Annotated in this window: 19 protein-coding genes; 13 read left to right on the forward strand and 6 right to left on the reverse strand. The window is 68.8% G+C overall.

The features are described from left to right. Nucleotides 1-297 precede the first annotated feature (297 nt). Entirely contained in the window at nucleotides 298-1,812 is a 1,515-nt protein-coding gene (locus tag P5F91_RS10560) for a methyl-accepting chemotaxis protein (protein ID WP_277907163.1), read from the forward strand. A gap of 73 nt (nucleotides 1,813-1,885) precedes the next feature. Here the strand turns inward: P5F91_RS10560 and P5F91_RS10565 are convergent, their stop codons facing one another. Continuing rightward, the gene (locus P5F91_RS10565; RefSeq protein WP_145613283.1) at nucleotides 1,886-2,875 is read right to left on the reverse strand and encodes an alpha/beta fold hydrolase; all 990 of its coding nucleotides are present in this window, start codon (nucleotides 2,873-2,875) and stop codon (nucleotides 1,886-1,888) included. Between the two features lie 142 nt (nucleotides 2,876-3,017). Between P5F91_RS10565 and P5F91_RS10570 the strand changes: the two genes are divergently transcribed. Continuing rightward, nucleotides 3,018-3,869, forward strand: a complete 852-nt coding sequence (locus P5F91_RS10570; protein ID WP_145613282.1) for a helix-turn-helix domain-containing protein — start codon at nucleotides 3,018-3,020, stop codon at nucleotides 3,867-3,869. A 62-nt stretch (nucleotides 3,870-3,931) separates the two neighbouring features. Here P5F91_RS10570 and P5F91_RS10575 read toward each other — a convergent pair whose 3' ends face one another. Both P5F91_RS10575 and pyrC read right to left on the reverse strand, forming a co-directional pair. Then, a complete protein-coding gene (locus P5F91_RS10575; protein WP_145613281.1) occupies nucleotides 3,932-4,606 on the reverse strand; it encodes an orotate phosphoribosyltransferase in 675 nt (224 codons plus the stop codon). Between the two features lie 35 nt (nucleotides 4,607-4,641). After that, on the reverse strand, nucleotides 4,642-5,718 hold the full coding sequence (gene pyrC, locus P5F91_RS10580) for a dihydroorotase (RefSeq protein WP_277907166.1): 1,077 nt from the start codon (nucleotides 5,716-5,718) through the stop codon (nucleotides 4,642-4,644). 162 nt (nucleotides 5,719-5,880) lie between these two features. Here pyrC and hisS point away from each other — a divergent pair, with 162 nt between their 5' ends. Continuing rightward, complete coding sequence (gene hisS / locus P5F91_RS10585) at nucleotides 5,881-7,254, forward strand: histidine--tRNA ligase (RefSeq protein WP_145613279.1); 1,374 nt, start codon at nucleotides 5,881-5,883, stop codon at nucleotides 7,252-7,254. Between the two features lie 199 nt (nucleotides 7,255-7,453). Further along, complete coding sequence (locus tag P5F91_RS10590) at nucleotides 7,454-10,636, forward strand: transglycosylase domain-containing protein (protein ID WP_277907167.1); 3,183 nt, start codon at nucleotides 7,454-7,456, stop codon at nucleotides 10,634-10,636. Here the strand turns inward: P5F91_RS10590 and P5F91_RS10595 are convergent, their stop codons facing one another. Further along, nucleotides 10,637-11,638, reverse strand: a complete 1,002-nt coding sequence (locus tag P5F91_RS10595) for an alpha/beta fold hydrolase (protein WP_186454964.1) — start codon at nucleotides 11,636-11,638, stop codon at nucleotides 10,637-10,639. It lies immediately after the preceding gene. Nucleotides 11,639-11,782: 144 nt separating this feature from the next. Further along, the gene (locus P5F91_RS10600) at nucleotides 11,783-12,721 is read right to left on the reverse strand and encodes a LysR family transcriptional regulator (protein ID WP_277907168.1); all 939 of its coding nucleotides are present in this window, start codon (nucleotides 12,719-12,721) and stop codon (nucleotides 11,783-11,785) included. 128 nt (nucleotides 12,722-12,849) lie between these two features. Between P5F91_RS10600 and P5F91_RS10605 the strand changes: the two genes are divergently transcribed. The 8 genes from P5F91_RS10605 (at nucleotide 12,850) to P5F91_RS10640 (ending at nucleotide 23,098) form a co-directional block, all read left to right on the forward strand. After that, entirely contained in the window at nucleotides 12,850-14,052 is a 1,203-nt protein-coding gene (locus P5F91_RS10605; protein ID WP_211107174.1) for an MFS transporter, read from the forward strand. A 118-nt stretch (nucleotides 14,053-14,170) separates the two neighbouring features. Next, entirely contained in the window at nucleotides 14,171-15,121 is a 951-nt protein-coding gene (locus P5F91_RS10610) for a bifunctional riboflavin kinase/FAD synthetase (protein ID WP_145613275.1), read from the forward strand. Between the two features lie 291 nt (nucleotides 15,122-15,412). Beyond that, complete coding sequence (gene ileS, locus P5F91_RS10615; protein ID WP_145613274.1) at nucleotides 15,413-18,292, forward strand: isoleucine--tRNA ligase; 2,880 nt, start codon at nucleotides 15,413-15,415, stop codon at nucleotides 18,290-18,292. Further along, nucleotides 18,289-18,786 (forward strand): signal peptidase II, encoded by a 498-nt coding sequence (lspA, locus tag P5F91_RS10620; RefSeq protein WP_145613273.1) that lies wholly within the window; start codon nucleotides 18,289-18,291, stop codon nucleotides 18,784-18,786. The genes ileS and lspA overlap by 4 nt, the downstream gene beginning before the upstream one ends. A gap of 122 nt (nucleotides 18,787-18,908) precedes the next feature. Further along, entirely contained in the window at nucleotides 18,909-19,412 is a 504-nt protein-coding gene (locus P5F91_RS10625; RefSeq protein WP_186291244.1) for a DUF3035 domain-containing protein, read from the forward strand. 187 nt (nucleotides 19,413-19,599) lie between these two features. After that, nucleotides 19,600-21,027 carry a M16 family metallopeptidase gene (locus P5F91_RS10630; RefSeq protein WP_246134583.1) on the forward strand — a complete coding sequence of 476 codons (1,428 nt, stop codon included), beginning with the start codon at nucleotides 19,600-19,602 and terminating at the stop codon, nucleotides 21,025-21,027. Next, nucleotides 21,024-22,412: a M16 family metallopeptidase gene (locus P5F91_RS10635; RefSeq protein ID WP_145613271.1), complete on the forward strand. Its 1,389-nt coding sequence runs from the start codon at nucleotides 21,024-21,026 to the stop codon at nucleotides 22,410-22,412. The genes P5F91_RS10630 and P5F91_RS10635 overlap by 4 nt, the downstream gene beginning before the upstream one ends. A gap of 80 nt (nucleotides 22,413-22,492) precedes the next feature. Continuing rightward, entirely contained in the window at nucleotides 22,493-23,098 is a 606-nt protein-coding gene (locus P5F91_RS10640) for a hypothetical protein (protein ID WP_277907169.1), read from the forward strand. A 32-nt stretch (nucleotides 23,099-23,130) separates the two neighbouring features. On the opposite strand, the gene P5F91_RS10645 is transcribed toward P5F91_RS10640, so the two are convergent. Then, nucleotides 23,131-24,177 carry a GIN domain-containing protein gene (locus tag P5F91_RS10645; protein WP_277907170.1) on the reverse strand — a complete coding sequence of 349 codons (1,047 nt, stop codon included), beginning with the start codon at nucleotides 24,175-24,177 and terminating at the stop codon, nucleotides 23,131-23,133. A 299-nt stretch (nucleotides 24,178-24,476) separates the two neighbouring features. Between P5F91_RS10645 and pgi the strand changes: the two genes are divergently transcribed. Further along, on the forward strand, nucleotides 24,477-26,159 hold the full coding sequence (gene pgi, locus P5F91_RS10650) for a glucose-6-phosphate isomerase (protein ID WP_277907171.1): 1,683 nt from the start codon (nucleotides 24,477-24,479) through the stop codon (nucleotides 26,157-26,159). Nucleotides 26,160-26,273: the final 114 nt, after the last annotated feature.

Genomic DNA, 26,273 nt, shown 5'->3' on the forward strand with positions numbered 1-26,273 from the left:
GGGCCGAGCCGCGATCGCACTGTGGGCGAGGGGTTCGGGGGCGCGCACCGGTTTGATAGGGTGGTTGTCGGTCTTGGCGACGACAGCGGCGCGGGGCAATGAACAAAGCAGGGGTAGTAAATAATGTCGTATGAGGCAGATGGGTTTTTGGGGCGTGTCAGTGGCCTGGTGAAGAAGCCGGAAAATTCGAGAAGCTGGTTTACCATTGGGCGCAAGATCGCCCCTGCGGTCGCCATTCCCACGATTATCGGCCTGGGTGCTGTCATCTGGCTCAGCGCCAATCAGATGCATAAGGCCATGCTGGCCCAGTCCGTGGCGTCTGAGCGCCAGGAAACGGAAATGCTGGCGCAGCAGATGAGCGCCGCCGTCCGCTTCAAGCAGCAGGACTCGATCGCAGACGCCTATGCCGACCTCAGCACCCGCGCGGGCGGCAGCCTGGCGGGCGTGCGCGTGAACGACGGCGATGGCGAATCCCTGGACAGCTTCGACAGCAAGACCCTGCCGACCTACGCCATCGACAAGGACAAGGACCTGCCCAAGAAGGTCACCGAGACCAAGGCCTTCGATCGCGGCGACCACCTGATCGTCATGTCGCCGGTGAAGGCCGGCGCCAACCACGACCAGGTCGGCACCCTGGTCGTGGCGTGGAGCCGCCAGGGCCTGAACGAGGCCATCTCCTCCACCGTCAAGGGCTCGCTGCTGACCGCCATCATCGTGCTGGCGATCCTGGTCGGCGGCCTGGCCGTGCTGCTGCACTTCCTTGTCAGCCGTCCGCTGACCACCCTGCAGACCGCCATGGGCCGTCTGGCCAGCGGCGACCTGACCGTGGACATCACCGGCACGGAGCGGGGCGACGAGATCGGCGCCATGGCCGCCTCCGTCCAGGTGTTCAAGGACAACGCCCTGGAAGTGGAGCGCCTGAAGAAGGTGCAGGAGCAGGCGGAGCGGGAGTCGGCGGAAGAGAAGCGCCGCACCATGAACCGCCTGGCCGACGAGTTCGAGAGCACCGTGAAGGGCGTCGTGGCCCAGGTGTCCGAGGCCGCCACCCGCATGCAGTCCAGCGCGCAGACGCTGTCCGGTTCGGCCGACGAGAGCCGCAGCCAGGCCGGCGCCGTCGCCGCCGCCACGCAGCAGGCCTCGGCCAACGTGCAGTCGGTGGCCAGCGCCACCGAGGAACTGGCCGGCTCCCTCGCTGAGATTTCCAACCAGGTCAACACCTCGGCCCGCATCGCCAAGGCGGCCGCCTCCACCGCCGAGAAGACGAACGAGACCGTGCAGTCGCTGGCCTCGCGCGCCCAAAGCATCGGCGACGTGGTGAAGCTGATCTCCGACATCGCCAGCCAGACCAACCTGCTGGCGCTGAACGCCACCATTGAGGCGGCCCGCGCCGGTGAAGCCGGCAAGGGCTTCGCGGTCGTGGCCAGCGAGGTGAAGAGCCTGGCCAACCAGACGGCCAAGGCGACGGAGGAAATCTCCGCCCAGATCTCCACCATGCAGGACGCCACCCGCGACGCGGTTGACGCCATCATCACGATTTCCAGGACCATCGCCGAGATCAACGACATCTCCGACATGGTCGCGGGCGCCGTGGAAGAGCAGGACGCGGCGACCAAGGAAATCGCCCGGAACGTCCAGCAGGCCTCCATGGGCACCATGGAAGTGTCGCGCAACATTGGCTCGCTGCAGCATGCAGCCGAGGACACCGGCAAGTCGGCCACCCAAGTCCTGGGCGCGGCCACCGGCCTGGCCCAGCAGTCCGACACCCTGGCCGGCCAGGTGGACCGCTTCCTGCAGCAGGTCCGCGCCGCCTAAGTCGGTCTGGTGCATCGAAAACCCCGCAGGAGCGATCCTGCGGGGTTTTTTATTGGAAGGGGGCGGCAAGTTCTCAGGCTGTCACCCCCCACAGCTTCCGGGCCTCCTCCGCGATGATGTCCGGATATTCCTCTGGGAAGAACAGCTTGGCCTGGGGCAGGTGGCGCACGCCCTGGCAGTTAGGCAGGATGCCGGCCAGATAGTCGCCGCCGGCGGGGTCGAAGATGGTGTCGGCCGTGCCCCAGACGATCCGCGTGGGCGCCGTCACCCGGCGCAACTCCTTCTCGATCCCCGCCAGGGGGTTGGGGTCCAGGCCCAGGGTGTAGGCATGCACCAGGTCCTTGCGCCGGGGGCTGCTGACCAGCGGACCCAGGTAATAGTCGATGGCCTCGTCCGTGGGGCGGGCGGGGTCGCTGAAGGTCTGGCCGCCCAGGCCTGTGGGGCTGCGCGCCAAATCCTTGTCCGCCACCCAGCGCGCCAGCCAGCGGTCGGCGAAGGTGCCGGCCCGCGCCATCTCCAGCACTGGCTGAAGGGCCGGGGGTGGGCTGTCGGGCTCGGTATCGCAGTTGGTCAGCAGCAGGCTGCGCACCCGCTTGGGGTATTGAGTAACGAACAGCTGGGCCACCGCCCCGCCGCTGTCGTTGGCCACGATGTCCACCGTGTTGGCGCCCACGCTGTCCAGGAAAGTAGCCAACATGCGCACTTGGACATCCGGCGTCACCGCCTGGCCGTCCGGCACCCGGCTGTAGCCCAGGCCCAGGAAGTCCGGTGCCAGGCAACGGCGATGGGCCGACAGCCGGTCGATGGCGCCCCGCCACTGGAAGCTGTTCAGGGGGAAGCCGTGCAGGAACAGGGCGTCGGGGCCGTTGCCCTGGTCCATGTAGGCGACATGGCCGAAGGGGGTGCCGGCATAGCGGCGCAAGCTGCGGTAGGCGGCGGCGTTCAGCGGCCCGGTGCCGGACAGGGCGGCGGCGCCGGCACCGGGGGTCCCGAGCGCCACGGTGGCGCCGATCCCGGCCAGGCCCTGCAGGAAATGACGGCGGTCGAACGGTGCGGAAAGCATCTCTCATCCCTCAAGGGAAGGTTGTTCGGATGCCCCAGGGATACGCCCGGGCCTTATTCGCGGTCGATAACCCGCCAGGTCATGGTTTCTTGACCTCCGAGGTCATGGCTTTTGCCCGGGGACGCCGTATCATTCCCGCACCATGACCCATGCCGCCGCCGCGACCGTGACCGTCCTTCCCTCCCAGCCGACGCCGCTGGGCCTGCTGCTGCGCGAATGGCGGGCGGCACGGCGCATGAGCCAAATGGACTTGGCGCTGGAGGCTGGTGTCTCAACCCGGCATCTTAGCTGTGTGGAAACCGGCAAGGCCCAGCCCAGCCGTGAACTGCTGGCCCGACTGGCCGATACGCTGGACATGCCCCTGCGCGAGCGCAACGCCCTGCTTGTGGCCGCGGGCTATGCCCCGCGCTACAGCGAGGCGACGCTGGCCACCCCGGCCATGGCACCGGTGCGCCAGGCCATCGACTTCATCATCGGCCAGCAGGAACCCTACCCGGCCGTGGTGATGAACCGCCGCTGGGACGTGGTGCGCATCAACCGGGCCACCGCCCGCATCGTCAGCCTGGCGCGCGGCGGCATGCCCCGGCACAACAACATCCTGCGCCAGGTGTTCGATCCGGAGGACATGCGGCCCGTCATGGGCAATTGGGAAAGCCTGGCCGGCGACCTGATCTGCCACCTGCACAACGAACTCGCGGCCACCCCGCTGGACCAGGGGTTGCGCACCTTGCTGGACGATGTGCTGGCCTATCCCGGCGTGCCCGCCCGCTGGCGGTCGCGCGATCCCGACGCCTACCCCTTGCCGCTGTGCACCACGGTGTTCGCCGGCGGTGCCTTGGACGGTGAGGGCCACCCCCTGCGCTTCTTCTCCACCATCACCACCTTCGGCTCCGCCCGCGATGTGACGGTGGAGGAACTGCGCATCGAGTGCATGTTCCCGGCCGACGAGCGTACGGCGGAGCGGTGCAAGGCGCTGGCGGCTGCGTCTGCCTGATAAACAAACAGCGGCATGGGTCGCCCCATGCCGCTGCGGTAAACATCCGCCTGGTGGAAGGCTTATCCTTCCACCTTGCCGCCGTTGGCAGCCGACCATTCGGCCGGGGCGTGCAGGAACTTCTCCACTTCCAGCATCGTTCCGGTATCGAAATAGTTGTGGTCTCGCGCCACCTTCAGCACGTCCCACCAGGTGGTCAGGGCATGAAGGGTGACGCCGATCTCGCGCATCGTCTCCACGCTCTTGGGGAAGATGCCGTAGTGGAAGACGACGAAGGCGTGCTCGCAAACGGCACCCGCCTGGCGCAGGGCGTTGACGAAGCCCACCTTGCTGCCGCCGTCGGTGGTCAGATCCTCCACCAGCAGGATGCGGTCGCCTTCGGCGAACTGGCCCTCGATCTGGGCGTTGCGGCCGAAGCCCTTGGGCTTCTTGCGCACGTACTGCATGGGCAGGCCCATGCGGTCGGCCATCCAGGCGGCGTAGGAGATGCCGGCCGTCTCACCGCCGGCCACACCGTCGAACGCCTCGAATCCGGCGTCGCGCATTACTGTTTGCACGGCGTAATCGATGATGGCCGAGCGGGCGCGGGGGAAGCTGATGACCTTGCGGCAGTCGATATAGACCGGGCTGGCCTTGCCCGAGGTCAGGATGAAGGGCTGGGCGGCGTTGAAGTGGATCGCCTTGATGTCCAGGAGGATGCGGGCGGTCAGGCTGGCGGCGGTCTGGGCGTCGATCATGGGGACCTCGGGCGGAAGATAAATTGGTGGAGGTATTAGTCCTGCAGCAGGCGCCAGTCCAGCCGTTCGCCGGCGCGGAAGGGCAGGACAGCGTTGCTGCCGCCGGCGTCCACCAGATCGGGAACGGTGTAGCCGTCGCGCACCAGGGTGATGGTGTCCTCGTTGGGCGCCAGGCCGTGGAAGCGCGGGCCGTTCAGGCTGGCGAAGGTCTCCAGCGCGTCCAGCTTGCCTTCCTCGTCGAAGACCTGGGCGTAGAGTTCGATGGCGCTGGCCGCCGTGTAGATGCCGGCGCAGCCGCAGCCCGATTCCTTGGCGCTGGTGGGGTGCGGCGCGCTGTCGGTGCCCAGGAAGAACCACGGCTGGCCGCTGGTGGCAGCGCGGCGCAGGGCCAGGCGGTGCTTCTCCCGCTTGGCGATGGGCAGGCAATAGAGGTGGGGCCGGATGCCGCCCGCGAAGATGGACGACCGGTTGATCATCAGATGGTGGGCGGTGATGGTGCAGGCGAGGCGCCCGCTGGCCCCGTGCGCCTCCACCACGGCCACCGCCTCTTCCGTCGTGGCGTGTTCCAGCACGATCTTCAGGGCCGGGTAGCGATCCATCAGCGGCAGCAGCACGCGCTCGATGAACACCGCCTCGCGGTCGAAGATGTCGATGGCGGGGTCGGTCACCTCGCCATGGACCAGCAGGGGCATGCCGATGTCCTGCATGCGCGCCAGCACGCCGGCGACATTGGCGAGGTTGGTGACGCCATGGGCGGAATTGGTGGTGGCGTGGGCGGGGTACAGCTTCACCGCCCGGAACAGGCCTTCCTCATAGCCGGCGGCGATCTCATCGGCGCTGCTGCCGTCCGTCAGGTAGGCGGTCATCAGCGGCTGGAAGCGGGCACCGCCGTTTTCCGGCAAGCTTCCCAAGGCCTCATCGATCTCCGCCTTGTAGCGCCGTGCGGCGGCGCGGTCGGTCACCGGCGGCACCAGGTTGGGCATGATGATGGCCCGGCCCATCTGGCGGGCGGAATGCGGCAGCACCGCGCGCAGCATGGCGCCGGTGCGGACGTGCAAGTGCCAGTCGTCGGGGCGTCGCAGGATCAGGCGGGCGGCGGGGGTCGCGCTCATGGGGCAGGGTCCGGCTTATGATGTCCGGGCGCCAGTGGTACGCGCTCAGGCGCGCGGGCTCAACCCCCGTGGGTTTGGGGTTGCCCATGCCTGTGGCGCGCCACCGGGCAAATCGGGTATGAAGCCCGTCTTGTCCGTCTCTTAGATTCCGAGTTCGATCCCATGGCCCTGATCGCCCCCCGCACGCCGCCCGGCACGATGGAACTGCTGCCGTCCAAGCAGATCGCCTTCCAGCGCATGCTGGACACCATCCGGCGGGGCTTTGAGCGCTTCGGCTTCCTGCAGATCGAAACCCCGGTGTTCGAAACCGTGGATGTGCTGCTGACCAAGTCGGGCGGCGAGACGGAAAAGCAGATCTATTTCGTACAGTCGACCGGCGCCCTGGAACAGGCCAAGCGGCCCGATATCGCCCTGCGCTTCGACCTGACCGTGCCCACCGCCCGCTATGTGGCGGAGCATGAGCATGACCTGAGCTTCCCCTTCCGCCGCTACCAGATCCAGCGCGTCTATCGTGGGGAGCGGGCGCAGAAGGGACGCTATCGCGAGTTCTATCAGTGCGACATCGACGTCATCGGCAAGGACAGCCTGTCCATCGTCTATGACGCCGAGATGCCGGCCGTCATCTACACCGTGTTCCGCGATCTGGCGCAGGTGGGCATCGACGTCGGCCCCTTCCAGATCAACCTGTCCAACCGCAAGATCCTGCGCGGTTTCCTGGAAGGCCTGGGGTTGAGCGAGGGCGAGGCTCAGGCCGCCGTGCTGCGCGAGATCGACAAGCTGCCCAAGGTGGGCGTGGATGCCGTGCGCGCCACCCTGACGGGGGAGCAGGCGCTGCCGGCCGAGACGGCCGATGCCATTCTGGCCTTCGTCAGCATCGATGGCACCACGGATGAGATGCTGGCCAAGGCCAAGGATCTGGGCGGCACCAGCGCCCTGGCCCATGAAGGCCTGGGGGAGCTGACCCAGGTGGTGGCGGGGCTGCGCGCCCTGGGCGTGCCGGACAGCCATTTCCGCGTCAATTTCTCCATCACCCGCGGCCTCGATTACTACACCGGCACGGTGTATGAGACCTTCCTGACCGACTTCCCGCAGATGGGCAGCGTCTGCTCCGGCGGGCGCTATGACAACCTGGCCAGCCAGTACACCAAAAGCAAGCTGCCGGGCGTGGGCATCTCCATCGGCGCCACCCGTCTGTTCTACGTGCTGGACCAGGCCGGCCTGGTGAAGGACCAGACCAGCACCATCGACGTGCTGGTCACCCAGTTCGCGCCCGAGCTGCTGCCCGACTACCTGGCCCTGGCGGGTGAGCTGCGCACCGCCGGCCTGAACGTCGAGGTGCACCTGGAACCGGCAAAAATTGCCAAGCAGATGAAATATGCCGATCGCGCCGGCATCCCGGTGGTGCTGATGATGGGCCCGGACGAGGCCGCCGCCGGCACCGTGACGGTGAAGCGCCTGGCCAGCGGCGAGCAGGCCGCCGTGGCCCGCGCCGACTTGGCTGGCCATCTGCTGGCGGCGTTCGGCCGGACCCGCTGAGATCACCGGAACCGGCACGGACCGTGCGTTAAAGGGCCGTGTTTGGCCACGATGCCGGCAAAAGCTACCCCCAACAGGGGGCTGATCCTGATATCGCTTGATCGCGGGCAGGATAGGCCGCTTAGTTGGGATGGGGGGTGAGCCTCTGCCCGGTGGCCCATGACGGGTCTGCGCTGAGGGGGGACCGCATACGCGGGCGATGACGACCAGCACCGACAACAGCTTGGGCGGGGGACCGTTGACGGGTGTTAGTGGGCGGGCCGACACCTTGGCCGCCCTGCGTCCGCCCGTCTCCCGCCTGGCGCCCGGGGCGGGCAGGGCTGACGCCGCGCCCAAGCCGCCAAAAGTCCGCCGGCGGGGCACGCCGGTGTGGGTGCGCGTCCTGGGCTGGACCACCAGCCTGGTCATTATGGGCTGCATCGGCGGCGCCGCCTGGCTGGAAACGGAGACGTCGGGCTTCGAATCCGTGCTGCTGGCCCGGGTCGGGCGTGACCTGCGCTATTCCGTCTACCCCGGCCCCACCACGGCCGTGCGCTATCCCACGGCGGGGCCGTATGACGAGCGGCTGGGCTATACCCAGATGCCGAGCTTCCTGGAGCGGCTGACGGCTGGGCCCTATCGCGTCACCGCCCAGGCACGCATGTCGCCCACGCTACTGGATTACCTGGACCTCAGCTTCTATCCGCCCTATGCGGAGAAGACCTCGGCCGGGCTGCAGGTGCTGGACCGGGGCGGCACGCTGCTCTACGGCGCCAGCTATCCGGAGCGGGTGTTCACCAGCTACGCCTCCGTCCCGCCCCTGGTGGCCAACACCTTGCTGTTCATCGAGAATCGCCAGCTGCTGGACCCGGCCCATCCCTACCGCAACCCGGCGGTGGATTGGGACCGATTCGGCCTGGCCTTGCTGCAGATCCCCCTGCAGGTCGTCAACCCGGGTGCCCAGCGCATCGGCGGCAGCACGCTGGCGACCCAGACGGAGAAGTACCGCCATTCCGCCGGCGGGCAGACGGCGGACGGGGTGGAGAAGCTGCGCCAGATGGCGTCGGCCAGCATGCGCGCCTATATGGACGGTGCCGACACCACGCAGACCCGCTACCGCATCCTGGTGGACTATCTGAATTCCACACCCCTGTCCGCGCGGCCCGGCATTGGCGAGATCAACGGCCTGGGCGACGGCCTGTGGGCCTGGTACGGCACCGACTTCGCCGCCGCCAACCAGATCCTGCGGGCGACGCCCCAAACGGAAGAGGATTTGGCGACCCAGGCGGTGGTCTACAAACAGGTGCTGAGCCTGCTGCTGGCCCAGCGGCGGCCATCCTTCTACCTCACCACCAACCGCACGGCGCTGGACGCCCTGTGCAACGAGCATCTGCGGGTGCTGGAGAAGGCAGGCGTCATCCCGCCGGCGCTGGCCGACGCGGCGCAGAACTTCAAACTGCGCTTCCGCGAGGAAACGCCGGACCCGCCCGACGTGTCGTATGTGGAGCAGAAGGCGGTCAACGCCATCCGTAACCGCCTGACCACCATGCTGGGCGCCCATACGCTGTACCAGTTGGATCGGCTGGACCTGACCACCGAGACGACGCTGGACCAGGCGGCGCAGGAGCGGGTGACCGGGGTGCTGAAGCGCCTGGCGGATCCGGCGGCGACGGCGGAACTGGGCCTGACCGGCGACCGGCTGCTGACCGGCGCCGATCCGGCCAAGGTGGTCTATTCCGTCACGCTGTATGAACGGGCTCCCCACGCCAACCTGGTGCGGGTGCAGGTCGACACCCTGGACCAGCCGCTGGATCTGAACGAGGGGGCGCGGCTGGATTTGGGGTCCACCGCCAAGCTGCGCACCTTGATCTCTTATCTTGAGATCATCGAAAAGCTGTACCGCGACTATCACCAGCGCGACGCTGCCTCCCTGCGCGATATTTCGGCGGCGGCGGACGACAACCTGACGCGCTGGGTGACCGACACGTTGGCGCAGACGGGGGACCAGGGCCTGCCGGCCATGCTGAACGCGGCCATGGAGCGCACCTATTCCGCCGGCACGGGCGAGCGCTTCTTCACCGGTGGTGGCCTGCATAGCTTCAACAATTTCGAAAAGTCGGACGACCACCGCATCCTGACGGTGTCGGAGGCGTTGCGCCGCTCGGTGAACCTGGTGTTCATCCGCCTGATGCGCGACGTGGTGAACCATTATATCGCCGAGGGGCCGGCGCGGAAGGACGACGTCCTGGACGACCCGCACCATCCGGCCCGCCAGACCTATCTGGCCCAGTTCGCGGACCGGGAAGGCAGCACGTTCCTGAACCATTTCTGGGACGAGTATGGCGGCCTCAGCCCCGACAAGGCGCTGGAGAAGCTGGCGGCCAAGGCCGGCACGCGCGAGGAGCGGCTGGCCGTCATCTACCGCTCCGTCCGTCCGAATTCGACGCCGGAGGATCTGGCCCGCTTCCTGGCCGCCCATGGCGCGGTGGAAAATGACACCCGACCCGGTGCCAAGCCCCAGCCGCTGAAGCCGGCCACCGTGGCTGCCCTGTTCGAGAAGGCCGATCCGGAAAAGTGGAGCCTGAACGACCGCGGCTACATGGCGGGCGTCCATCCGCTGGAGCTGTGGCTGGTGGCCTATCTTCAGGACAGCCCCAAGGCGCCCAAGCGTCAGATGCTGAAGGAAAGCAGCACCTCGCGCCAGGAAAGCTATCAGTGGCTATTCTCCACCCGCTACAAGCATGCCCAGGACACGCGCATCGGCATCGTGCTGGAGGAGGAGGCCTTCGCCCGCATCCATGCCGATTGGAAGCGCCTGGGCTATCCCTTCGAGGCGCTGGTGCCGTCCTACGCCACCTCCATCGGCAGTTCGGGCGACCGGCCGGGGGCGCTGGCCGACCTGATGGGCATCATCGTCAATGACGGCGTCCGCCTGCCCACCGCCCGCGTCACCCGCCTGCATTTCGCCGCCGGAACGCCCTATGAGACGGTGGTGGGCCTGGATGACCAGATGAAGGGGGAGCGCGTTCTGTCCCATGACCTGGTTGAGGTGGTGAAGGCCCACCTGCTGGACGTGGTGCAGAACGGCACGGCCCAGCGCGCCAAGGGCGCCTTCCATGACGCCGACGGCAATCCGCTGCCCCTGGGCGGCAAGACTGGCACGGGCGACCAGCGCTTCGACCGCTTCGGGCCCGGCGGGGTGCTGCTGGAATCACGGGTGGTGAACCGCACCGCCACGTTCGTCTTTTACGCCGGCGACCGCTTCTTCGGCGTCATCACCGCCCATGTCCATGGGCCCCAGGCCGCCAACTACCACTTCACCAGCGCCCTGCCGGCCCAGCTGCTCCGTGTCCTGGCCCCGGCGCTGCAGCCCTTGATGCTGATGCCGCCGGACCAGGGCTAACTACAACCCCGTTTCCTCCAGGAAGTGGTCCACATCTTCCCACACGGCGCGGCGGATGGCGTCGTTCTCCATCATCAGTTCATGCCGGGCGCCGGGATAGTTGTGAAAGCGGGCGTCGGGCAGGCGGCGGGCCAGGGCGCGCAAGGCTGGGGAACTGACGATCCGGTCGGCCCCGGCCGCCAGGATCTGGATGGGCAGATCCAGGCCCGACATGGTGGCGTGGGCGAGATAGTCGGTGGAGCGGTAGGCGGCCGCCAGCCAGCCATAGGTCACGCCGCCCAGGCAAAGGTCCTGCTGCTGGCGGCAGGCGTCCAGCGCCACCTTGAAGCGGCGCGGATCGCTGGTCAGGGGGTTGCCCTCGAACCGTTGCGCGTCGGGGTCGAAATCGCGCTGGCCGGGGGCATAGGCCTCAGCCTTGCCTTGGCGGCAGGCCAGATTGGCGATCAGGGCGGCGACGCGGCCGGGCAGCGGGGCGGTGTTGATCTGCACCATGGCGGCTGACAGGATCAGGGCCTTCAGCCGCGGTACCTCCATCGCCGTGTCGCAGTCCAGCACATGACGCAGCATCAGATGGCCGCCCATGCTATGGGCGAAGGCGACGACCGGCCCGGTGGGCGGGCACAGGGCGGCCATGATGGCCTCCAGATCCTCCAGGTATGTGGAGAAGTCGTCGATGTGCCCCAGCTGGCGGTTGGGCAGCGGCCGGGTGGACAGGCCCTGGCCGCGCCAGTCGAAGGACACGACCCGCCAGCCCCTGGCGGCCCACTCCGCCGCCTGCTCCGCATACTTTTCCAGGAATTCGCTGCGGCCGTTGACCAGCAGGCAAGTGCCGCGGCGGCCCTCGCTCTTTCCACTTTGCCAGCAGCCCAGGCGCAACCGCGCGCCGTCCGGACGGTCCAGATACAGGCAGGCCCATCCGGCGCCGCCCGATGGATAGATCCAGCCCGCCGGCTCGGCGCCGGCGGATGTTTCGCCAGGGGTTGTTTCGACTGCGTTGTCCATGACAGCGACGGTTCCGGCCCGCATAGTTCTCGGCGTTATTGTCCGCATTGTCGGCGCGATTCGGGGCCGCGATCAAGTCGCCGATCCATATTTGCACATTTTGTCAGATTATTAGCCAAGTGGCGCTTCCTGCTATGCGCGTGCTCACAGGGCGGGTGGAAAAGTTTCATCCATGCCCTTGGGTTCGGCCACGGCGGGGCCCGCGTGGTTGATGAAGTTACGGACCAGTACACGCGTATCACCCCGCCGCCAGGCCAGCGCCAGCCGGGCCGTCGGCTGGGGAATGCCTGGCAACGGGGCCAGGGGCAGGAAGACCACGCCCGCCACCCGCACCTGGGACATCGACGCCGGCATGATGGACACGCCCAATTCGGCGGCCACCAGGTTGACGATGGAACTCATCTGCGGCGCCGTCTGGTACAGCCGCGGCTCGAACCCCGCGGCGTGGCAGGCGGCCAGGGTAGTCTCGAACATGCTGGGGCCGGCGCCCTTGGGGAACAGGATGAAGGGGTCGTCCCTCAGCCGCCCCAGGTCCAGCACAGGGGCGCCCGCCGCCGGATGGCCGGCGGGCAGGACGGCCACCATGGGCTCCACCGCCAGCAGGCGGGTCTGCACCGGGCCGCCCGGGGGCGGATCGGTGCGCAGGAAGATGATGTCGACCTCACCCCCTTCCAGCGCCGCCAGCAAGGGAATGGAATTCGATTCGACCAAGCCCAAATCCACCTCGGGGTAGGCCCGGCGGAAGGACCGGATAGCGCCGGCCACCGCCGGGTTGAAGGCGGAGGAGGAGGTGAAGCCCGCCCGCAGGCTGCCCAGCTCCCCCCGCGCCGCCCGCCGCGCGCCATCCAGCGCCTGCTGCGCCAAGGCGGGGAAAGGGCGCACGCGATCCAGGAAGGCGCGGCCGGCCTCCGTCAGTTCAGCGCCATGGGGCACGCGGTGGAACAGCCTCGCGCCCACCTCGCGCTCCAGGTCCTTGATCTGCTGGCTCAACGGCGGCTGGCCGATGCCCAGTCGGGCCGCCGCGCGGGTGAAGTTGCCTTCCTCGGCCACCGCCAGGAAATAGCGGATGTGGCGCAGTTCCATGTTCCTGGCCTCGGTTCCTGGCAGCGCCATTGCTAAAAGCGATCACCTTCGCCTGTGCCATATATTGGACCTCTGACCTCGGCCGCGCCAGTTTTCAGGGTGAACTGTTGTTTTTAAGGATGGCCATCATGGAATCCCTGCATTGGCGGCGGAACCTCTACGTCTGCCTATTCGGGTCCTTCACCACCATCGCGGGCCTCAGCCTGATCCTGCCCTTCCTGCCGCTGTACGTGGAGCATCTGGGGGTGGCGGGGCATGCCGCCATCGTGCAGTGGTCGGGCATCGCCTATGGCGCCACCTTCTTTGGCGCGGGCGCCACCGCCCCCCTGTGGGGCAAGTTCGCCGACCGCTATGGCCGCAAGCTCATCCTGATCCGTGCCAGCTTGAGCATGACGGTGGCCATCGCCCTGACCGGCCTGCTCCAGGATGTCTATCAGCTGGTGGCCCTGCGCCTGCTGGCGGGCCTGCTGGGTGGTTACGCCTCCGGCTCCATCGTGCTGGTGGCGACCCAGACGCCTAAGGCCCGCTCCGGTTGGGCGCTGGGTATCCTGTCCACCGGCATGCTGGCCGGCAGCCTGGCCGGGCCGCTGATCGGTGGGGCGCTGCCCGGCCTCATCGGCTTGCGCCAGACCTTTTTCGCCGCCGCCGGCGTCATCTTCCTGACCTTCATCGCCACCGCCACCCTGATCCGGGAGGAACCGCGGGCCAGGGCCGCCGATCCCCACCTAACCGGCAGCCCCTGGCGCCAGATTCCCGACCGGCGGCCGGTCTACGCCATGCTGCTGACCGCCTGCATGCTGATGGTGGCCAACATGTCGATCGAACCCATCATCACCGTCTATGTCGGCCAGATCGCCGCCCCGGGCAGCGACATCGCCTTCCTGTCCGGCCTGGTGATGGCGGGCGGCGCCCTGGCCAGCATGCTGGCGGCACCCCGTGTGGGCCGGCTGACCGATCGGCTGGGGCCGCGCACCGTGGTCATCGCCTGCCTGGCTGCTACCGGCCTGCTGATGATTCCGCAGGCCTTCGTCACCCATACCTGGCAATTGGTGGCCTTGCGCTTCCTCATGGGCCTGACCCTGGCCGGCCTGCTGCCGGCCATCACCACCCTGATCCGCCATGCCGTGCCCGACCGGGTGGCCGGCGCCATCCTGGGCTATTCCACCTCCGCCCAGTTCGCGGGGCAGGTGGCGGGGCCGCTGCTGGGCGGGTTCATCGGCGGCCACGTTGGCATGCGCGCCGTGTTCATCGTCACCGCCGTCCTGCTGTTCGCCAGCGCCGCCCTGAACGCCCGGCTGCGATTTCATTCTGAACCCGCGCATGCGGCCTGAGGACGGGGCGCATGCGCGGGAAGGGCTTTGCACCGCGGGGCGTTAGCGCCTATATCCGGACACGTCGGATCCCCCGCCTGTTCACGGCCCACCTCAAGTCGACGGAAAGCCGCCGGTCATGAAGTTACTGCGCCACTATGAGGATGCGCCCGCCGAGTTGCGTGGGGCCGTCGTGGCCCTGGGCAATTTCGATGGCGTGCATCAGGGCCACCGCGCCGTCATCGGCCAGGCCCGCGCGCTGGCCGACGATCTGGGCCGCCCGGCGGCCGTGGTGACGTTCGAGCCGCACCCGCGCGGCTTCTTCCGCCCAAACGATCCGCCCTTCCGCCTGACGCCCCTGCGCATCAAGACCCACCTGATCGAGGCCTTGGGCATGGACGCCATGGTGGTGCTGCACTTCGACGCCGCCCTGGCGGGCATGACGGCGGAGGAGTTCGTGGAGACGGTGCTGGTCCAGGGTTTAGGCGTGCGCCATGTGGTGGCTGGCTACGACTTCCTGTTCGGTCACAACCGGAGCGGCGACATGGCGCTGCTGCGCGCCCTGGGCGCCCGCCACGGCTTCGGCGTGACCGAGGCGCGGCCGGTGGCCAACGGCGCGGGCGAGCCCTATTCCTCCACCGCCGTCCGCCGTCACCTGCAGGAGGGCCGGCCGCAAGAAGCGGCCGCCATCCTGGGCCACCCCTTCGAGATCGAGGGCCGGGTGGAGCATGGCGACAAGCGGGGCCGCACCATCGGCTTCCCCACCGCCAACATCGAAATCCACGATTACCTTCGCCCCCATTTCGGCGTTTACGCCGTGCGCGCCGGCGTGGACGAGGGGGCGGGCACCGTCTGGCACGACGGTGTGGCCAACCTGGGCCGCCGGCCCACGGTGGGCGGCACCGTGGAGCGGCTGGAAGCCCACCTGTTCGACTTCGACGGTGATCTCTACGGCCGCCATGTCCGCGTGCAGTTGCTGGACTTCATCCGGCCCGAGATGAAGTTCGAGAACTTCCAGGCACTGAGGGACCAGATCGCCCGGGACGCCGATGAGGCGCGCGCGCGCCTGGCGACCCTGCCCAAAGCGTGAACCTCAAAGCGTGAACCTGGTCACCGTCTTGACATCCCCCGGTCTCGTCCCATCTCCCTTGACCCACGGGGGCCGGCTGCTAACATCCGCCCCCATGTTGCCAACGCGCCAGATCAGGGTCATGGACCTGCGAATTATCGACCCGGTCTCCTGAGGGGGGCCGGGACCAGGGCGCGCTCATCCGCGTACCACCACCGCCGACTATCCCGCCGGCCTTACCCCCGGGGCGCCCGCATCCGCCTCCGGACAAGGGCAAGGCCGCCATCCGAACACCGGATTTCCTGACCCGCCATGACCCGCGATCTTAAAGACACCGTTTTCCTGCCGCGCACCGATTTCCCCATGCGCGGCGGCCTGCCGAAGAAGGAGCCGGAGCTGCTGGCCCACTGGGCGGCCATCGACCTTTACGGCAAGCTGCGCCAGGATGGGGCGGAGCGCGCGCCCTTCGTGCTGCATGACGGCCCGCCTTACGCCAACGGCAACATCCACATCGGCCACGCGGTCAACAAGATCCTGAAGGATGTGGTCATCCGCAGCCAGCAGATGCAGGGTCGCAACGCCGTCTACGTCCCCGGCTGGGACTGCCACGGCCTGCCCATCGAATGGAAGATCGAGGAGAAGTACCGCAAGGCCGGCAAGGACAAGGACGAGGTGCCCGTCCTGCAGTTCCGTGCCGAGTGCCGCAACTTCGCCGCCGAGTGGGTGGGCATCCAGGCCGCCGAGTTCCGCCGCCTGGGCGTGGAAGGCGACTGGCAGAACCCCTACCTGACCATGGCGTTCGACGCCGAATCCGCCATCGTGCGCGAGATCCATAAGTTCCTGCTGAACGGCGGCCTGTACAAGGGCGCCAAGCCCGTCATGTGGTCGGTGGTGGAAAAGACCGCCCTGGCCGAGGCGGAGGTCGAATACCAGGACGTGACTTCGCCCATGATCTGGGTGCGCTTCCCCGTGGTGACGGCGCCGACGCCGGTGCTGAACGGTGCCGCGGTCGTCATTTGGACCACCACCCCCTGGACCATGCCGGGCAACCGTGCCGTGGCCTATGGCGAGGAGATCCCCTACGCCGTCTACACCGTCACCGATGCCCAAGAAGGCTCGTTGGCCAAGGTGGGTGAGAAGCTCATCCTGGCCCAGGCCCTGGCCGAGGGTGTCGCGGCATCGGCCAAGGCGACCTTCGAGAAGGGGGCGGACGTCACCGCCGCCGACCTCAATGGCGCCATCCTGGCCCATCCCTTCCGGGGCCATCCGGAGGCCAATGGCGGCTACGACTACGCCGTGCCGCTGCTGCCGGGCGACCATGTCACGTCCGATGCCGGCACCGGTTTCGTCCACACCGCGCCCGGCCATGGTGCCGAAGACTTCGACCTGGGCCGCAAGTTCGGGCTGGAGGTGCCGCAGACCGTGGACGCGGACGGCAGCTACTATGCCCATGTGCCGCTGTTCGCCGGTGCCCGCGTCTATACGCCGGAAGGCAAGCCGGGCGACGCCAACGGCAAGTCCATCAGCGCCCTGATCGCGCAAGGGGCGCTGCTGGCCAAGGGCAACCTGAAGCACAGCTACCCGCACAGCTGGCGCTCCAAGGCGCCGCTGATCTTCCGCACCACGCCGCAGTGGTTCATCTCCATGGACACTAACGACCTGCGGGCGCGGGCGCTGGCGGCCATCGACGAGACGCAGTGGGTGCCGCCGCAGGGACGCAACCGCATCCACGCCATGGTGGAAAGCCGCCCCGACTGGTGCATCAGCCGCCAGCGTGCCTGGGGCGTGCCCATCGCCCTGTTCCTGTCCAAGGCGGACGGCCAGCCCCTGAAGGACGAGGGCGTGCTGAACCGCATCGCCAGCTTCTTCGAGACCGAGGGGGCGGACGCCTGGTACAACCGGCCCGCCGCCGACTTCCTGGGTCCGGATTATGATCCGGCCGACTACGACCAGGTGTTCGACATCGTCGACGTCTGGTTCGAATCGGGCTCCACCCACGCCTTCGTGCTGGAGCGGCGCAACGACCTGTCCTCGCCCGCCGACCTCTACCTGGAAGGGTCCGACCAGCATCGCGGCTGGTTCCATTCCTCGCTGCTGGAAAGCTGCGGCACCCGGGGCCGCGCGCCCTTCAAGGCGGTGCTGACCCACGGCTTCGCGCTCGATGAGCAGGGCCGCAAGATGTCCAAGTCCCTTGGCAACGTGGTGGCGCCGCAGCAGGTGATGGAAGAATACGGCGCCGACATCCTGCGCCTGTGGGTCGTGGGCTCCGACTATTCGGAGGACCTGAAGGTCGGCAAGGAGATCCTGAAGAGCAACGCCGATCTCTACCGGCGCTTGCGCAATACCCTGCGCTACCTGCTGGGCGCCCTGGCCGATTTCACGGAGGCGGAGCGGGTGGAACCGGCCGCCATGCCGGATCTGGAGCGCTGGGTGCTGCACCGCCTGGCGGAGATGGACGCCATCGTGCGCCAGTCCACCAAGGAATACGATCTGCACCGCCTGATCACCGAGCTGCATAATTTCTGCGCGGTGGACCTGTCGGCCTTCTACTTCGACGTCCGTAAGGACAGCCTGTACTGCGACGCGCCGGCCAGTGCCCGCCGCCGCGCCGTGCGCACGGTGCTGGAACGGCTGTTCGTGGCGCTGACCGCTTGGCTGGCCCCCATCCTGTGCTTCACGGCGGAAGAGGCCTGGCTGGCCTTCCTGGCGGAGGGCGACGACGCCCGCCGCGCCGCCTGGCCGGAAAGCGTGCACCTGCGCCAGTTCCCCGAGATACCGGCAGATTGGCGCGACGATGCCCTGGCCGCCCGCTGGACCGTCGTGCGCGATGTGCGCCGCGCGGTCACGGGCGCCCTGGAACTGAAGCGCGCCGACAAGACCATCGGCTCTTCCCTGCAGGCGCACCCCACGGTGTACGTGCAGGAGGCCCACCACGCGGCCCTGGCCGGCCTGGACCTGGCGGAGATCAGCATCACCTCCGGCATCACCGTGATGGTGGGGGTGGCGCCCGAGGGCGCCTTCACCCTGGCCGACGTGGCCGGCGTGGGCGTGGTCTTCGGCCCGGCTGAAGGCGAGAAGTGCGAGCGCTGCTGGCGCATCCTGCCGGAGGTGCCGGCTGCGGCTGAGGGCGTGGAGCAGCTGTGCCATCGCTGCGACGACGCGGTTGGTCCAGCGGGGGGCCACCACGCATGAGCATGCTGACCCGCGTGTTGGGGCGGTTCGGCGTTCCGGGCCTGCTGGCGGTGGCCGTGATCCTGGCCGCCGACCAGGCCAGCAAGGCCGCCATCCTGGGCCGCTTCGCCGAGGCTGGCGACGGCGTGACCCTGCTGCCCTTCTTCAACCTGGTGCTGGTGTGGAACCACGGCGTCAGCTTCGGCCTGTTTAATCAGGGCGGCGCGACGGGCACGGCCCTGTTGATCGTGTTAGCCCTGGTCATCACCGCCGCCATGGCGGTGTGGATGCGCCGCGCGGCCCGCCTGATCGAGGCGGTATGCGCCGGCATGGTGATCGGCGGGGCTTTGGGGAACGTGATCGACCGGCTGCGCCTGGGCGCCGTCGTTGATTTTCTGGACTTCCACATCGCGGCGTGGCATTGGCCGGCATTCAACGTTGCCGATAGCGGCATCGTCGTCGGCATGCTGGTGCTGGTCGTGGATGGGCTGTTCGTCAAGCCCGCGACGCGGTAGGGTGTCGCCGTCATTGGGGACGCCGCCGTGGGGGGCGGCGCCCGGCGATGGGGTTGGTTCCGTTTTTGGGTCAGGTTCACGGGGGTCCCGAGGTTCGGGGCCTACATTCGACGGACGAGGATATGGGCGAGAATTCTAAGGTGTTTAGCGCGCGGCTGATGCTCGCGGCGGCCGGTTTGGCAGCCCTGACGGGGTGTGACAGCCTGGACTACCTGTTCGGCGGGTCGCGGCCGACTCCGGACGAGTTTCGGGTGCTGGCGCGCGCGCCGCTGGAGGTGCCGCCCGATTTCAACCTGCGTCCGCCGCAGCCGGGCAGCCCGCGCCCGCAGGAAATCGTGAAGGAGACGCGGGCCACCAGCACCGTGTTCGGCGCCGCCACCACCGAGGCGACGGCCGTGGCTTCCGCCACCGCGAACCAAAGCAAGGGCGAGGCCGCCCTGGTGGCCAAGGCCGGCGGCGATCAGGCCGATCCCCAGATCCGCAGGATCATCGACAAGGAATGGCCGGGCACCGTGGTCGGCGACCGCGGCTTCCTGGACGGCCTGATGTTCTGGAAGGGCGATGACAAGCCGGCAGCGAACGGCCCGACCGTGCAGCGCGACAGCAGCTCGGCCGGTTCCCGCTAAGGGACCAGGATTCAAAGGCCCGGACGGGATGCCCTCCCGCCCGGGCCTTTTATCATGGGCGTGAGCGCGGGGTGGCAAGGCGATGCCGGCGCGCGCCCATCCCAACGGCCAGCTTCCCTTGGGGCCCCGCCGTACCCATGTTATTCCTTTGGGATACGGGGCGGCATGTAGCGGGAGTGGCGGGGGCTTGGGCGTCTTTTGGCGGCCTTTCTGGGGGGTGCGGTTCGCGGCCCTGGCGCTTGCCCTCATGGTGCCGGCGGCGGCCTCGGCCCGGGTCTTCGATCCCGAGACCTTCACGCTGGCCAATGGCCTGCAGGTGGTGGTGGTGCCCAACCACCGCGCCCCGGTCGTCACTCAGATGCTGTTTTATAAGGCCGGTGCCGCGGATGAGCCGGCAGGCAAGTCCGGTGTCGCGCATTACCTGGAGCACCTGATGTTCCGGGGCACGGCAACCGTCCCCTCCGGCGCCTTTTCCCGCGAGGTCGCGGCGCACGGCGGGGTTGAAAACGCCTACACCAACCAGGACCAGACGGTCTATTTCCAGACCATCGCCCGCGACCAGCTGCCCCTGACCCTGCGGTTGGAGGCCGACCGCATGGCCAACCTGCGCATCCGGCCGGAAACGGCGGCGCCGGAACTGGCGGTGGTGCTGAACGAGCGGCGGCAGCGGACGGAGGCCAGCCCCGCCGCCCGCCTGCGGGAACAGGTGCAGGCGGCCCTGTTCCAGGCCTATCCCTATGCCCGGCCGGTGGTGGGCCGGCCGGCGGAGCTGGCGGCCCTGGCCCCCGCCGACGCCCGGGCCTATTACCTGGCTTGGTACGCCCCCAACAACGCCGTGCTGGTGGTGGCGGGCGACATCAGCGCCGGGACCCTGCGCCCCCTGGCGGAGGCCACCTTCGGCCGCATCCCCGCCCGCCCGGTGCCCGACCGGGTGGTGGCACGGGGGGCGGCGTTGGCCAGCGATCAGGATCGTCGCATCGAACTGAAAGATGCCCAGGTGCGCCAGCCATCCCTGAGCCGGGTGTGGGTGGCGCCCTCTCACGGCTGGGCCGCCGAGCCGGCGCAGGTCTACGCGCTGGAGGTGTTGCAGACCATCCTGGGCGGTGGCGCAACCGGCCGCCTCTACCAGGCGCTGGTGGTGCGCCAGGGCCTGGCGGCCGGGGTCAGCGTCGATTACCTGGCCGATGCGCTGGGGCCGGGGCAGTTCAGCCTGGGCGTTGTGCCGGGGCCGGACGTGGCGGTGGCGGACGCCGAGGCCGGCCTGAACGCCGAGCTGGCCCGCCTGCTGCATGACGGGGTAAGCGCGGCGGAGGTGGCGGCCGCCATCCGGCGCCTGCAGGTCGGCGCCATCTACGCCCGCGACAGCCTGCAGGGTCCCGCCTCGGAATTCGGCGTGGCGCTGACCACGGGGCAAAGCGTGGCCGATGTCGAGGCCTGGCCTGACCGCATCGCCGCTGTGACGGTGGAGGATGTGGACCGCGTCCTGCGCGATGTGCTGGGCGGCCAGGGTTCCGTCACCGCCCTGCTGCTGCCCGACCCCGACGCGCCGACGCCGGAGGAGGAATTGGAGGATGTGGCGGCAGCGCAAGGCATGGCGCGGGGGGCCGTCCGATGAAGGCCCCATGGGCGTTCCAGTGGGCGTTCCAGTGGGCGTTCCAGTGGGCGCTGTTGTTGGCGCTGGTGGTGCTCGGCCAGCCGGCGCGGGCCGCCGCGGTGGCCAAGGCATCCACGGCCAAGGCCTCTTTGGTGGAGCGCGTGGTCAGCCCCGGCGGCATCGAGGTCTGGCTGGTGCGCGATGCCAAGAACCCCATCATCGCGCTGGACTGGTCCTTTCGCGGCGGGGCCGCCACCGATCCCATCGATCGGCTGGGTCTGGCCGCCATGGCGGCGGGCTTGCTGGACGAGGGGGCGGCCGAGCTGGACTCCGCCGCCTTCCAGGATCGCTTGGCCGACCACTCCGTCGGCCTGGCCTTCAACGCCAGCCGCGACTGGTTCTCCGGCGCGCTGCTGACCCTGCGGGAGAATCGCCAGGAGGCGTTCACCCTGGCCCGGCTGGCCCTGACCGCGCCGCGCTTCGACGCCGACGCGGTCGCGCGCATCCGGGGGCAGTTGCAGGTGGCGGTGCGGCGGGAGGAGGCGGATCCCGTTACGGTCGCCTATCACGCCCTGGCCCGCCAGCTGTTCCCGGACCACCCCTATGGCCGCCCCCTGCGCGGCACGACCGACACGCTGGCCGCCATCACCATCGGCGACTTGCGGGGCTTCGCCGCCCGGCGTCTGGCGCGCAATGGCCTGCTGGTGACGGCGGCGGGCGACATCGACCCGGCGGAGCTGGCGGCGGCGGTGGATTGGATCTTCGGCGCCCTGCCGGCCGAGCCCGCGCCCGCCGCCTATCCTGACGCGCTCCCCAACGCGCTTCCCTCTGCTGACCTGCGGCCGGTCGCCGTGCCCTGGCCGGGGCCGCAGAGCCTGTTTGTGCAGGCGGGCGCGGGCATTCCCCCCGGCGACCCCGACTGGCCCGCCGCCCTGCTCCTGAGCCATATCCTGGGCGGAGAGGGTCTGGAATCGCGTCTGGCGGAGGCGGTGCGGACTCGGCGGGGGTTGTCTTACGATGTGCAATGCAATTTGCAATCCTACGCCCGTGCCGACTTGTTCATCGTCACCGGCTCCACCGCCAACGCCACGGTGGGGCAGGCCTTGGGTCTGGTGCGCCACACCCTGGCGGAGGTGGCCGCCCACGGGGTGACCGCGCGGGAACTGCGCGACGCCCAGACCTATTTGACCGGCTCCTTTCCCTTGCAATTCACCAACGACCGCGCCATCGCCGCGCTTTTGCTGGATATTCGCCGCGATGGCTACCCCGCCGGCTTCCTCGACCATCGCGACGCGCTGCTGCGCCGGGTGACACTGGCCGATATCCGGCGAGTGGCGGCGCGGCTGTTGCGTCCCGATGCCATGGCCACGGTGGTGGTCGGCGGGGCCACCGGCCCGCTGCGTTGAGCAACGGTTCGCCGGCTAACCTTTGGCATAGGAGTTGCTGAGGTATCCCCGTCCGCGATCTTGGCAGCTGGGGGTTTCCGATGACGTTCACGTTCGAGGATTTCAAGGCACGCTTCTTCCCGGCCGCCGCCCTCACGGGCCGCGCCGCTTCGGAAAGCCCCGCGCCTGTGGCTTTGCAGGACAACCCGGTGCCCAACGGCCTAGACCGGCGCCGTGGCGGTTCCCGCGCCGCCCCCGCGCCCGATCACATCGACGGCATTCCCATCGCGGCAATCCTTGCCGCCATCAAGGCGGATCCTGCCGCCCTGCACCGCCGCCGCGAGGTGCTCGAGGGGGAAATCCGTTCCGTATGGGCCACGCTGCAGGAACTGGTGCGGGAATACCGCGCCCTCAGTGACGACGCCATCCTGCCCCAGGGCGTCACTCCCTCCCTGGCGGCCAAGACCATGGCGGGCGGTCCTCTGCCCAAGGAGATGGCGGAGGCCCTGGGCAGCGCCATCGGCCTGCCCCTGACCGTCATGCCCAACGCCCTGCGGGCGCCCGTGCCGGCTCCCGAGATAGCGGCGGTGGGGGCCAAGGACAGCCTGTTCGACGTGGATGAGGATGAACCGGCCGCCAAGGCGGAACCGGTGCGCCTGCCCCGGTCCCGGACCATGGTGCGTCCCGCCCGTCGTCAGGCGCGGTAGGAAGGGGCCCAGCGGGTCAGCGTCCGCCCTGATCAGCGTCCGCCCACGTGGACGCTGCCGCTGCCGCTGTGCGACTGGTCCAGCCGGCCGGTCACCTGGTCGATCTTCACGTCGCCGCTGCCGCTCAGCGAGAGGGTGGCGTCGGTGACCTTGACGCGCAGCATCTGGTCGCCGCTGCCGCTGATGGCGGACGACAGGGTACCGATCTCCCCGCCATCGATGGTGATGTCGCCGTTGCCCGACTGCTTCAGCTGGGCGGTGGTGGCCGACACCGCGTGGATGGTCAACGCGCCCGAGCCGCCCAGGTGGGCCGACAGCGCCCCTTGGGCCTTGGCCACCACCAGGTCACCCGACCCGTCGATGGTCAGACGCAGGTCCTGCACGGCCGGCAGGGTGACGTTGCCCGACCCGCTGAGCTTGGCCTGGGTGCTGCCGCCGCTGCCCCCACCGATGGTGATGGTGCCGCTGCCGCTGCTGTCCAGATCGATGGACGGGCCTGTCATCTGGATGATGCCGACGTTGCCCGATCCGGCGACCCGCACCTTCAGCGCGCCCTCCAGACGGTCCAGCTGGGTGTCGCCCGACCCGTGGATGCGGACCTGGGCGCCGCCGGCCACCCGGTCGGCCTTGAAATTGCCGGAACCGTCGATCGTCAGCGCCAGGGCGCCGAAGCCGCCGCTGGCCTGGTAATCGGTCGATCCACCCTCCTGCACCTCCAGGGGCACGCCGGCCGGCACGGTGATGGCGATGCGCAGCGTCGGCTGCCAGCGCTTCCAATCGTCCCTCTCGCGGTAGCAGCGGCGGCCGCTGATGCCCAACTGGGCCGTCTGGCCACCACTGGCCGTCAGCTGGTCCAGTTCATTGGGATCATCCGCCGTGGCCTGGATGCGCACATCGCGCGCGCTGGACGACGCGGTGATGTCCACAGTGCGGGCGCAGGGCGTGGTTATCCGCAGTGCCTGCCCCTCCAAGGCCCAGCTGCGCTCCCCCGCCCAGGCGGTGCCTGAGGCGGCGCCCGCGGCAGCGAATGCCGCGAGCGACAGGGGCAGGGCGAGGGCGATGCGGCGGGAACGGGACATGGGACCGGACTCGTCTATGGTTGCGGCATTGTCCCCATTGTCACCGCGCCGCTGTGGCGATCAAGGACGTAGCGGGCGATGGAACCGGTCCGGGCGGCCGCCGCGCGCCAAGTGGCCCCATGCGGTCCGGCCGGGCCCGCCGCGCCAGACGTCAAAAACGAAGACAAATTCGCGTCAAATGGACGAAATCCCCATCCGAAACGCTGCTTAACCATCCTCAGCCGTGTTACACCCCTGGGGCTTTCCAGGGGCGGGATAATGGGATCCGGTCGCCCCTGGCCACAGGTCAGGAGAGAACGATGTCCGCCACGCAGACCCCCACCCAGGACGCGACCCCCGTGGACACGCCTCTGGTTGAGACACCCGCCTGGCAGGCGCTGGCCCGGCATCGCCAGGCGCTGGATGGCGTGCACATGCGCGACCTGTTCGCCGCCGATCCGGAGCGGTTCGACAAATACTCCCTGAAGCTGGGCACCCTGCTGCTGGACTATTCCAAGAACCGGCTGACCGACGAGACCCTGCCCCTGCTGCTGGGCTTTGCCCGCGCCCGCGACCTGGAAGGCTGGCGCGACCGTATGTTTGCAGGATCGCCCATCAACCTGACGGAAGGCCGCGCCGTGCTGCACACGGCCCTGCGCCAGCCCAAGGGCGCCACCGTGCTGGTCGACGGCCATAACGTGGTGCCGGACGTGCACGCCGTGCTGGACCGCATGGGCGCCTTCGCCACCGCCGTGCGGGACGGGGAATGGCGCGGCTGGACCGGCCAGCCCATCACCGACATCGTCAACATCGGCATCGGCGGGTCCGACCTGGGCCCCGTCATGGTGACCCAGGCGCTGACCCCGTACCACCACCCGCATCTGCAGGCCCATTTCGTCTCCAACGTCGACGGCACCCACATCGCAGAGGTGCTGAAGAAGGTAGACGCGGAGACGACGCTGTTCATCATCGCCTCCAAGACCTTCACCACGCAGGAGACGCTGGCCAACGCCCACACGGCGCGCGACTGGCTGTTGGCCCAAGGGGCGCCGGCGGAGGCGGTGGCCAAGCACTTCGTGGCCGTGTCGACCAACGCCAAGGAGGTGGCGGCCTTCGGCATCGATACCGACAACATGTTCGGCTTCTGGGACTGGGTGGGCGGCCGCTACAGCCTGTGGTCGGCCATCGGCCTGCCCATCATGCTCATGGTCGGCCCCGGCCGCTTTGCCGAGCTGCTGGCCGGCGCCCACGCGATGGACGAGCATTTCCGCACCGCGCCCCTGGCCGCCAACATGCCCGTGCTGATGGGTCTGATCGGCCTGTGGTACGTGAACTTCTGGGACGCCCAGTCCTACGCCGTGCTGCCCTATGACCAGTACCTGGCCCGCCTGCCGGCCTATCTGCAACAGGCCGACATGGAAAGCAACGGCAAGGGTGTGGACCGCGACGGCCGGCCGGTGGACTATGCCACCGGCCCGGCGCTGTTCGGCGAGCCCGGCACCAATGGCCAGCACGCCTTCTACCAGCTGATCCACCAGGGCACGCCGCTGATCCCGGCGGATTTCCTGGCACCCGTCGAGACGCAGAACCCGGTGGGCCGCCATCACACCCTGCTGCTGGCCAACTTCCTGGCCCAGACCGAGGCCCTGCTGCTGGGCAAGACCGAGGATGAGGCGCGGGCCGAGCTGGCCGGCCAGGGCCTGGATGGCGAGGAGCTGGAAGCCCTGGTGCCGCACAAGGTGTTCACGGGCAACCGCCCAACCAACAGCCTGCTGTTCCAGAAGCTGGATCCGCACACCCTGGGCATGCTGATCGCCCTTTATGAGCACAAGATCTTCGTGCAGGGCATCCTGTGGAACCTGAACTCCTTCGACCAGTGGGGGGTGGAGCTGGGCAAGCAGCTGGCCAAGGCCATCCTGCCGGAGCTGGAGGGGGGCGCCCGCCGGGGCCATGACTGCTCCACTGCCGGTCTCATCCGCGTGGTGCGCGAGGGTCTGCGCTGACCGCCGTGCGGGAAGGGAAGGCCGGACGTCCCCCTGGAGGTGCCCGGGGGCGTCCGGGCTTTCCCGTAACCACTTTTTTCCTACAGGCGTAAGCTTGCCGAGGAACGGCGGCGT

This window comes from Nitrospirillum amazonense, from assembly GCF_029594735.1.
GTDB lineage: Bacteria > Pseudomonadota > Alphaproteobacteria > Azospirillales > Azospirillaceae > Nitrospirillum > Nitrospirillum amazonense.

What these genes read in the sequence shown, in the direction of transcription:
- ileS (WP_145613274.1), top strand. Translation starts at nt 15,413, where the DNA reads ATGACCCGCGATCTTAAAGACACCGTTTTCCTGCCGCGCACCGATTTC.
- P5F91_RS10595 (WP_186454964.1), bottom strand. Translation starts at nt 11,638, where the DNA reads ATGGACAACGCAGTCGAAACAACCCCTGGCGAAACATCCGCCGGCGCC.
- pyrC (WP_277907166.1), bottom strand. Translation starts at nt 5,718, where the DNA reads ATGAGCGCGACCCCCGCCGCCCGCCTGATCCTGCGACGCCCCGACGAC.
- P5F91_RS10610 (WP_145613275.1), top strand. Translation starts at nt 14,171, where the DNA reads ATGAAGTTACTGCGCCACTATGAGGATGCGCCCGCCGAGTTGCGTGGG.
- P5F91_RS10645 (WP_277907170.1), bottom strand. Translation starts at nt 24,177, where the DNA reads ATGTCCCGTTCCCGCCGCATCGCCCTCGCCCTGCCCCTGTCGCTCGCG.
- P5F91_RS10560 (WP_277907163.1), top strand. Translation starts at nt 298, where the DNA reads ATGCTGGCCCAGTCCGTGGCGTCTGAGCGCCAGGAAACGGAAATGCTG.
- lspA (WP_145613273.1), top strand. Translation starts at nt 18,289, where the DNA reads ATGAGCATGCTGACCCGCGTGTTGGGGCGGTTCGGCGTTCCGGGCCTG.
- P5F91_RS10590 (WP_277907167.1), top strand. Translation starts at nt 7,454, where the DNA reads ATGACGACCAGCACCGACAACAGCTTGGGCGGGGGACCGTTGACGGGT.
- P5F91_RS10605 (WP_211107174.1), top strand. Translation starts at nt 12,850, where the DNA reads ATGGAATCCCTGCATTGGCGGCGGAACCTCTACGTCTGCCTATTCGGG.
- P5F91_RS10565 (WP_145613283.1), bottom strand. Translation starts at nt 2,875, where the DNA reads ATGCTTTCCGCACCGTTCGACCGCCGTCATTTCCTGCAGGGCCTGGCC.
- P5F91_RS10575 (WP_145613281.1), bottom strand. Translation starts at nt 4,606, where the DNA reads ATGATCGACGCCCAGACCGCCGCCAGCCTGACCGCCCGCATCCTCCTG.
- pgi (WP_277907171.1), top strand. Translation starts at nt 24,477, where the DNA reads ATGTCCGCCACGCAGACCCCCACCCAGGACGCGACCCCCGTGGACACG.
- hisS (WP_145613279.1), top strand. Translation starts at nt 5,881, where the DNA reads ATGGCCCTGATCGCCCCCCGCACGCCGCCCGGCACGATGGAACTGCTG.
- P5F91_RS10640 (WP_277907169.1), top strand. Translation starts at nt 22,493, where the DNA reads ATGACGTTCACGTTCGAGGATTTCAAGGCACGCTTCTTCCCGGCCGCC.
- P5F91_RS10570 (WP_145613282.1), top strand. Translation starts at nt 3,018, where the DNA reads ATGACCCATGCCGCCGCCGCGACCGTGACCGTCCTTCCCTCCCAGCCG.
- P5F91_RS10600 (WP_277907168.1), bottom strand. Translation starts at nt 12,721, where the DNA reads ATGGAACTGCGCCACATCCGCTATTTCCTGGCGGTGGCCGAGGAAGGC.
- P5F91_RS10635 (WP_145613271.1), top strand. Translation starts at nt 21,024, where the DNA reads ATGAAGGCCCCATGGGCGTTCCAGTGGGCGTTCCAGTGGGCGTTCCAG.
- P5F91_RS10625 (WP_186291244.1), top strand. Translation starts at nt 18,909, where the DNA reads ATGGGCGAGAATTCTAAGGTGTTTAGCGCGCGGCTGATGCTCGCGGCG.